Origin of the sequence: Pedobacter sp. (assembly GCF_035317785.1) — a bacterium.
Lineage (GTDB): Bacteria > Bacteroidota > Bacteroidia > Sphingobacteriales > Sphingobacteriaceae > Pedobacter.
Window position 1 is genome coordinate 1 of record NZ_DATHGC010000272.1, and the last position, 8,518, is coordinate 8,518.

Here is an 8,518-nt window from a genome sequence, read left to right on the forward strand (position 1 = left end):
ATGGTGGATTCGGCTACAGAATCGCTGGTCATCTTTTCCAGGTATATATTGTAAGGAATGGTTTCGTGGTGACTGAAGTCAAAGTATATTCCCAGTAAAGAGTCGGCCGGAAACTGGAGATGCACCGGAAAACCACCGTCTGTTGACTTTTTTGAATAGTTATTACTGGTTTTAGGAGTAAGAAGTTCGTAATAGGTTCTGGAAGTATTGGCACTGAGGTTTGATAACCGGGGTTTATATTCTGCCCTCCAGTCGAATATTACACCGTCTCTGATGCTGTAGTCCTGGATATTTTTGACTTCGACGAGGATAACGTCGCCAGGAGATCTGAATGTGCCTATTGCGCCATAAGGAGCGTCAGCACCATATTTCTTTTCCAGCTTTGGGATCGGCGACCAGGGCACGAGTTCGATACTGTCGTTTTTAACCACATGATATCTGTAATTGCCGATATTGGTTTTGGTAATTCCCAAAGCTACTAGTACCGCGTCTGAACTATCGGGAATGATATAACTCGGATAGACTTTGCTGATTGATTTGACCGGCGAACCGAATATATTGGCAGCAGGATCTGATTGGGCATTTATCCTACTAAAAAGGCCTATTTCATACTTTCCGGGAAAAATCTTTTTATCTTTTATTTTTGTTTCCCGCAGAAGTTGTACCCCCTCGCGAAGTGATTTATCACTTACAGTATAATAAGAAGTCAATCTGCTGTTGTGAAATCTAAAATAGCTTTCGGGCGGCTGTTTTTGTCCTGACTCCTGTGCGGTTGCTTCCGGTGTCAGGCTCCCAGTCAAGAGCAGGTATGTGAGCGTTAATAAGATTCTTAATTTCATGATGTTTAAGTATAAGCGTTAATTATTACATCACAAAAATGTATTTCCCGGCGGGAGCCTGCAATGCAGAATGAGAATTTGGCATAGATGAGCTAGAATTTGTAAATTAGTGCTTTATCTCTCAAGCTTGCTATGTACCAATCTTCAAAATTTAAAGCCAAGACCAGGCTGATGTCCTGGAGTTCATGAATAAAATCTGTCTGGCAGCGATGATCCTGATGCGCAAAAAATTGCCGGGGCAATGAAGTAAGGCTACTTATCATTGAGCTGGTAGATCCTCACCCAATCCACGTACATTTTGACTTTTCCCGTCATTGTCTTTTTAAACGCATCGAGCTGAATGCAGAGGTGATGTGGCACTTGGGGAATCGCTTTTTTATCAGTCAGGGTGTAAACGGGCTGGCCGTCTCTATATATGATTAGAGAATCCGGCGACCATTCCATTGCAATGACATGCCACTCTTTGGCATCTGCATCGTGCTGAAAGTGATGTTGTTTGTTTGTCTTGTCGTAATGAATGAAAGTATGGAATGGCTTCCTGCTGGCATTTGTTAAGGTTTCATAAATGTCATTTTCCCCATCGACAGGCCACTGTTCTGATTCAGGCCAGGTCAGAACAACTGCACTGGTTGCTGCACTTGAATCCGGTTCTGCACGTACCTTGAACTCGAATTTTCCGTATTTGTAGTTTGCACGGTGCGCCATACCTCCCGAAACCAAATTGCCATCGATCATCTCTGCAGTGACAGTAAGCAAGCCGTTCGCTACGCTAAAAGCTCCTGGCCGGCGCAAACCGTTCCTGTCATGACCGGGGCTATTGTAAGGGTTCCACTTCGTTAAGTCCAGCTTTGTGCCGTTGAAATCTTCTTTAAATACTTCTTTCCATTTGGAGCGCAAAAGATTTTGCTGCCCAGAGGCCGATAAAGAACAAACAAGCCAAAATAAAATAACACCTCTCATATCAGTCTATTTCATTTCGCTGCAGCGGCCAGCGGATATCCTTTGCCGATCCAGTCTGTTTTTAAGTTGGTACTCAGATTCAGCAAATAGGGCTTTGAAAACTTCTGTGCTTTAAGAAGCTGGAATGCAGGCCTGATATTTGGGCATTTGTCGAAAGGGCAGCAGCCACAATACACTACGATCATTTCGCCTTTTGGACTTGTCTTAAGTGCCTGAGCGAACTTTTGCAGGCTTTCTTTTTTGCTGGCCGCACCAACATTGATCGCCCCTTTGATGTCCTGCACTACCCCAATGTTGTAAATGCGTACTTTCTGATTGGTACTGATCATCTGGGCCAGTATGCCGGGCTGCAGCAGTTCATTTGCAGTCCAGGGATTGCTTTGCAACGGACCGGGATTGACGGCCTGGGCATTTGATTTGCCTGCGAAAACACAAAATAGCATGACAGCAAATGCAATATTAAACGCTAGTTTTTTCATACGATCTAAGATACGATAATTTTGAATCCTAATCAGCTAAGGCAGTTTTATCGATAATTCCAAATGTCCTCCTAAGCCAATTTCGACTATCTTTTGCAATGTAGAAAAGCGCACTTCCTTGATACTGTTCTCAATTTTTGAGATATAAGACTTGGTCGTGCCAATCCGGTCGGCCAATTCTTGTTGTGTAAGCCCTTTCTCCAGTCTGGCTTCTTGAATCAATGCACCTATCTTGAAGTTTTCATATCCAGCTTCAAGTGTATCACGTTTTTCGGTACCCACTTTGCCGTAATGCTTGTCTTTGAATTGAGCTAACGTTTGCGTTTCACTTTTTACTGTTTTCATATTCCTGCTTTAATTTTGATGCCTTCTCTATTTCTTTTTTTGGAGTCTTTTGCGTTTTCTTCTGAAAACCATTCATAATTGCCTGATCAGTGTGGTTAAGGGGTATGAGAAGCAGCAATATAAACCCATGCTGTTCTTCCGGATCTGAATGTCAGTTTTTCTCTTTTATAGGCGTCTGTCTCATAGCCGTCTGCTGCCAGCAATTCTTCATGTGTAATTTCGAAAATTACGCCGTCGATGGTATCGGTTTCCTGTTCTGAAGGGATAGCGATCAGGTGATACTCCTGCTCGCTTTTGTGGAGTACATCTTCATCTGTGATTTTGATTGTCGACAATTTATAGCCAGCCAATGTATCTTTTGAACCTTTCAGCAATCGCCCGAATGTTTCCAGCTGTACTTTATCTTTTTGAAGTGTTCCGTAAGAGAATAGGTATTCATTCATAGTTTATAAGGGTTTAACTCAACAAATATAAAATCATTATTTTTCTCTAAAACAAAAGCCCTGAGTTTCCCCAGGGCTTTGCCAGTTTATTTTATGGAATTATGATTTTATGCTTCTCACGGTGGTATTGCCGCCTCCGTCCAGTGTCAGGTTAACCGGCTTGTTGCTGGTCCAGGAACCTTTGGTAAAATCGGGTATGTCCACACTTGATGATCGCTTGGCAACAGATTTTTCACTCAAGGGAAGAATACAGCTCCATGCTGCTGCGTCGTACACATCCTGATCTAATGGAAGTCCGTTTCTCAGGCAATCTATCAGGCGCCAGTCCATGATAAAGTCCATACCTCCATGGCCGCCGACTTTTTTAGCGATATCACCAACATGCTTGATGAGTGGTGGTGTGTGGGTTTCATATAATTTCTTTAAATCTGCTTCTTTTACCAATTCTTCACCAAAAGATATGCGTTCAGGATCAGGCCATTTGCTGGCAAAACCCTTTGTTCCGCTCAGCAGGTGTATTCTGGAATAGATCCTCGGCGAGGTAACATCGTGCTGAATCATCATCGTCTTTCCTTTGGCAGTCCTGACTGTTGTCGTATTCATATTGCCACGGTATTTTTTGCCCACAAACTGGTTGTAGAACTCATCTGTCTTTGCCCTTTCTTCGGCTTCTTTTCCCATTTGGAAATCATTGCTGGACATGGACACCAGGTAGTCCATTTTGTCTCCCCGGTTGATGTCCAAACATTGCGCAATCGGTCCCAGACCGTGCGTAGGATACAAGTTCCCGCTGCTGCCTATATTCTGTTTCAGTCTCCACATGTCGTAGTAACCTTTTTTATTAAAATTGAGATCCAGCAGGTTGTGGATGTATGCGCCTTCTGCGTGAACCAGCTCGCCAAACAAGCCCTGACGGGCCATATTTAAGGTCAGCATTTCAAAAAAGTCATAACAGCAGTTTTCTAGCATCATGCAGTGCTTGCGGGTCTTTTCTGATGTTTCCACCAGCTGCCAGCATTCATCAATGGTTAGCGCCGCAGGAACTTCTGTTGCCACATGTCTGCCGTGTTCCATGGCATAAACTGCTATCGGGGTATGCAGGTACCAGGGTGTACAGCTGTAGATCAGATCCAGGTCTTCTTTCTCGATCATTTCTTTCCAGCCGTTTTCGCCTGAATATTCCTTTGCCTTGGGCAGTCCTTTATCTGTTAAATATTTTTGTGCTTTCGTTGCCCGTTCAGGAAGCTTGTCGCAAAGTGCTTTAATTTCTACCCCTTCTATCATTGACATTCTGCTCACTGCGCCGGGGCCCCTCATCCCGAGTCCAATAATGCCGATCCTTACTTTGTCAATCTTGGGTGCAGCGTACCCGCTCATATTAAATCTTGGGGCACTGCCACGATGGTCTGCTGCTGATGGCGTTTCTTCTCTATTTATGCTTTCCGTTGCAAAAGAAGGCAGACCTACGGCCATGGCGCTTGTTCCTAAGGCAAGCTGCTGTAAAAATTTTCTGCGGTTTGGTTTCATTTTATGAGTTTTGGTTGTTAAAAATAATATTGGGGGTCTGTTTAGTTAACAGATTAAAACTATTAAATAAAAAACCATTACCCGAATGAAATGACGCACAAACGTTTGCGTGAATTTACGGCTAGCGTGTTGCCAGTATGAATAATCTTGGAAACGGCAGTAAAACACTTCCATCAGCATACACAGGATAAGCGCTTTCAATTGCGGCGGTGTAGGCATCCAGGTAGGCAGCTTGCTCGTCTGCATCTAAAGGATCAAGAAACGGACGCAGCCCGGTTGCTTTGAACCATTCTACGATTGCATTTGTGCCTCCTGCCAGCGGGTGATAATAGGTAGTCCGCCAAATGTCAAGCGAAACGGTTTCGGGCTTCAGGATTTGATAGTACCAGTCCGGGCTTTGGCGCGCAACTCTTTCTGCTGCATATTCAATTTTTTTTGCCCAGGGACCTTCTGTGGCGGTTGTACGCATTAAGCGGTGCGTCGGCTCATTGAAATTGTCAGGCATCTGCACCGCAAGGCTCCCGCCTTCAGTTAATTTTGTAATCAGTCCGGGGAACAGGTGCGCATGATCTGGCACCCATTGCAGCGCGGCATTGGCCAAAATGATGTCATACTGCGCTTCAGTTTGCCAGGTCGAAATGTCGGCAACTTCAAAAGAAATGCCGGGTATTCTTTTGCGGGCTGCGCTGATCATGTCTGGAGAACTATCGATACCAGAGATCAAGGCGTCCGGATATTGATGACGGAGCAGTTCGGTTGAGTTTCCAGGGCCGCATCCGATGTCAATTGCCTTCTTTATCTGCACTGTTGGTATATGGGCAAGCAAATCTTTGACCGGCCGGTTGCGTTCATTTTCAAATTTAGTGTATTGTTCTGCAGACCAGGTGTCGGCTTTGCTTTTCTCAGGCAGCTTCATGATGATTATATTATTACTAAATTACGCATATATTGCAGCAAAATCAATAATCATGTATACTTATAAGCTCTCACTGGACGACATCTTAAATCCACTGCTTTACGATATCTCTACCAATGAAAAGAAAATTGCGAAAAGGAAGAGGTCCTTTTGGTATATTATTGCGATGACTGCCTTAATTGGCATCGGAGGATTTGTGTTTGAGGACCTTTTTATTGGCACCACCTTCCTGGGCATTGCTGCATTATATCTGTTTTTTGGCAATTGGTATACCAGGCTTGCTTACAAAAGAGCGCTAAGAAGGTCTATCAGAAAAAACTATTCTTCATTAGCCGGCTCCCCTATACGACTGAAAATCAATGATGACCATCTATACATTGACACGGAAAGTGGTGATGCCAGTTATCTGTTCTCTTCATTTATAACAGTTACTGAGACCTACGCCTATTTCATGACCAGGCTCGATAATGACCAGGTCCTGGGCATCCCAAAATTCAGTACTGAACTGGAACGGGGCATTAAAAAAATGATCACCGATCATGACATCCCTTACCGCGAACATCCAGACTGGAAATACTGACATTTGATTCATTGCTTCAAGGGATTTCCATAACTTTAATTTTTTGTCAAAGTTGGGAACTCTCATAAAAAAACTGTTAAGACTTACGCTGAAAAGCATTTACCTAAGCTGAGAGATCACCTGGTCAAGGTTGAAAAATTGATTAAATAGAAATGCGAAGATGGATCCTGCTTAATGCCCCATCCATCACCATAACATCATAATATCACTCATTGCTTTGCTTATCAAAACCATGCCCTTATTTTTGCGCTATGAAAGTTGACATCTGGTCGGACGTGCGCTGCCCGTTCTGTTATATAGGAAAAAGGAAATTTGAAACCGCTCTTGCTCAGTTTGAGCACAAAGATCAGGTTGAAATAGAGTGGCACAGCTTTGAACTGGACCCGAATGCGGAAACCAGGCCAGATGTAAATCCAGTAGACTACCTGGCAGACCGTTATGGCAAGCCCCGGGAGTGGGCAGAAGAAATGCATGAAAATGTGACCCAGACCGCAGCAGAGGTTGGACTGAGGTTTAACCTTGGCATTTCGGTGGTGGCCAATTCTTTTGACGCACACCGTCTCATCCAGCTGGCCAAAACCGGGGGGCTTGGTGATGCGATCGAGGAACATCTTTTTGAAGCTTTTTTCACAAGGGGCAAAGACATCAGCGATCATCAGACTTTAGTGGAAATAGGTACAGCTGCCGGACTGGACAAAATCACTGTAGAAACAATGCTGCGCAGCACTGATTTTACAGATGAAGTACGTGAAGATGAGCAAACGGCACAGCAAATCGGTGTGAGGGGTGTTCCATTTTTTGTTTTCAACCAGAAACTTGCTGTATCTGGCGCACAACCGCCTGAAACATTTCTGGGTGCGATGCAGCAAGCATGGGCAGGTTAATTCCTGAACAGGCTATGTCCTTATAAAAAGGCCATAGCCTGAGGCATAGTATTTTAAGCTTGTGCGGGAATATGCAGTTTCTTGTAGCTGTAGTAAGAGGCGGCCAACAGCAGTAGAAAGACAACCGGCATGATGCGGGCTGAAACCGGATCACCTGACATCGTATGTGCAACTAAGGCAGAAACGAAAGTGATGCCGAAACCGGCATAAGCCCATTCTTTGAAACGTGATGCTACAGGCGCAAGCAATAGTAAAGCCCCTATGATTTTGGCAACTGCCAGTTCTACCCTGAAATAAGCGGGAAAGCCCAGGTGTTGAAATGCCTGGTCCATCATTGGTTCTGTCAAATAAGCGTAAGCGGAATAGATCATCATTAATGCTACGATAGCTGTACTTGCCCAATAGCTAATTTTAATTGTTTTCATTGTATAAATCTGCTTTTAATTAATCTGGAAATCCCTTGTGATTTTCCGGTACAAACCTCGCTATATTCACTATCAAAAACATACTACTATCCCAAAGGATACCAGTATCCTTTGGGATAGTTCTTATCTTTGCACCTATGGAAACTGAAGATATTGTCCATACTCCTGAAGTCTGTAACCGCCATGTTATTGCGGTAAGGGATGCTTTGTATGTATTAAACGGCAAATGGAAATTGCCACTGATCATTGCCCTGAGCGATGGCCCAAAACGCTTTAATGAAATTCAGCGTTCCCTGGTCGATATCAGCCCCAAGATCCTTTCCAAAGAGCTAAAGGAACTGGAGCTTAATGAATTTGTTGAGCGCAAGGTGTTTTCGACAACCCCGGTAACGGTTACCTATGAGCTCACCCCCTACAGCAAAACATTAGACAAAGTGATGGATGAATTGAGGAGCTGGGGTGAACTCCACCGGCAAAAAATTGTAGCCAGCAGAAAAAGTAAGTTATCATAAGGATTTTCTTATATTTATAAAGGACTAACCGCTAATACATTTATTCGATTCTTATGCGCAGAATATCAAATTACCTTCTAACAGTACTTGTGTTGGCATTTACTGCGATAATCATTATGGCTTTTACCTCAAAAAACGAGAAATGGAAAACAGGCATCGCACTGTATTCTTTTAACCGGCATCCCTTCAGTAAAGCCCTTTCTTTATCAAAAGAATCTGAGGTAAAGTTTGTAGAAGGCTTTTCATTTCACAACATGGGAGCAGATTTTGACAACAAAACAATGGGCGCCCTGGATGCAGGCGGAATTGCGTTAATGAAAAAAATGCTGACGGACAATGGCCTCTCCATGTCGTCTATATATGTTTCAGATGCAAAGAATGCTGCTGAATGGAAGAAGTTTTTTGACATGGGCCGTGAGCTCGGTGTAAAATACCTTGTTTGCGAACCGGCCAAATCGCAGTGGAATACGATAGACAGTCTGGCAGGAATCTACAACATCAAAATAGCCATTCACGAGCATAAAAAAGGAAGCAGCATCTACTGGCACCCGGACTCAGTGCTGGCAGCAATCAAAGGCCATAAAAACATCGGAGCCTGTGCTGATCTG

At 43.8% G+C, this 8,518-nt stretch carries 13 protein-coding genes; 4 read left to right on the forward strand and 9 right to left on the reverse strand.

What is annotated here, in order from left to right; all coding sequences use genetic code 11:
* From VK541_RS16810 to tam, 8 genes are all read right to left on the reverse strand, one after another.
* Positions 1-839 (reverse strand): hypothetical protein (locus VK541_RS16810; protein WP_324371491.1); only part of this gene is annotated, 839 nt, incomplete at its 3' end.
* A gap of 252 nt (positions 840-1,091) precedes the next feature.
* Positions 1,092-1,799: a glycoside hydrolase family 16 protein gene (locus VK541_RS16815; RefSeq protein WP_324371492.1), complete on the reverse strand. Its 708-nt coding sequence runs from the start codon at positions 1,797-1,799 to the stop codon at positions 1,092-1,094.
* Positions 1,800-1,810: 11 nt separating this feature from the next.
* Positions 1,811-2,278, reverse strand: coding sequence for a rhodanese-like domain-containing protein (locus VK541_RS16820; protein ID WP_324371494.1), 468 nt, complete (start codon positions 2,276-2,278; stop codon positions 1,811-1,813).
* Between the two features lie 36 nt (positions 2,279-2,314).
* A complete protein-coding gene (locus tag VK541_RS16825) occupies positions 2,315-2,623 on the reverse strand; it encodes a helix-turn-helix transcriptional regulator (RefSeq protein ID WP_324371495.1) in 309 nt (102 codons plus the stop codon).
* Positions 2,604-2,699 carry a type II toxin-antitoxin system RelE/ParE family toxin gene (locus VK541_RS25750; protein ID WP_349254764.1) on the reverse strand — a complete coding sequence of 32 codons (96 nt, stop codon included), beginning with the start codon at positions 2,697-2,699 and terminating at the stop codon, positions 2,604-2,606. The genes VK541_RS16825 and VK541_RS25750 overlap by 20 nt, the downstream gene beginning before the upstream one ends.
* 19 nt (positions 2,700-2,718) lie before the next feature.
* Positions 2,719-3,066, reverse strand: coding sequence for a gamma-glutamylcyclotransferase family protein (locus VK541_RS16830; RefSeq protein ID WP_324371496.1), 348 nt, complete (start codon positions 3,064-3,066; stop codon positions 2,719-2,721).
* 99 nt (positions 3,067-3,165) lie between these two features.
* Complete coding sequence (locus VK541_RS16835) at positions 3,166-4,593, reverse strand: Gfo/Idh/MocA family protein (RefSeq protein WP_324371498.1); 1,428 nt, start codon at positions 4,591-4,593, stop codon at positions 3,166-3,168.
* Positions 4,594-4,714: 121 nt separating this feature from the next.
* A complete protein-coding gene (tam, locus tag VK541_RS16840) occupies positions 4,715-5,509 on the reverse strand; it encodes a trans-aconitate 2-methyltransferase (protein ID WP_324371499.1) in 795 nt (264 codons plus the stop codon).
* A 52-nt stretch (positions 5,510-5,561) separates the two neighbouring features.
* Here tam and VK541_RS16845 point away from each other — a divergent pair, with 52 nt between their 5' ends.
* A complete protein-coding gene (locus VK541_RS16845) occupies positions 5,562-6,089 on the forward strand; it encodes a hypothetical protein (protein WP_324371501.1) in 528 nt (175 codons plus the stop codon).
* Positions 6,090-6,340: 251 nt separating this feature from the next.
* A complete protein-coding gene (locus VK541_RS16850) occupies positions 6,341-6,973 on the forward strand; it encodes a DsbA family oxidoreductase (RefSeq protein ID WP_324371502.1) in 633 nt (210 codons plus the stop codon).
* A gap of 53 nt (positions 6,974-7,026) precedes the next feature.
* Here VK541_RS16850 and VK541_RS16855 read toward each other — a convergent pair whose 3' ends face one another.
* Complete coding sequence (locus tag VK541_RS16855; protein ID WP_324371504.1) at positions 7,027-7,398, reverse strand: DoxX family protein; 372 nt, start codon at positions 7,396-7,398, stop codon at positions 7,027-7,029.
* Between the two features lie 137 nt (positions 7,399-7,535).
* Between VK541_RS16855 and VK541_RS16860 the strand changes: the two genes are divergently transcribed.
* A complete protein-coding gene (locus VK541_RS16860; protein ID WP_324371505.1) occupies positions 7,536-7,910 on the forward strand; it encodes a helix-turn-helix domain-containing protein in 375 nt (124 codons plus the stop codon).
* Positions 7,911-7,963: 53 nt separating this feature from the next.
* Positions 7,964-8,518: hypothetical protein (locus VK541_RS16865; protein WP_324371506.1), on the forward strand; the 555-nt coding region annotated here is incomplete at its 3' end.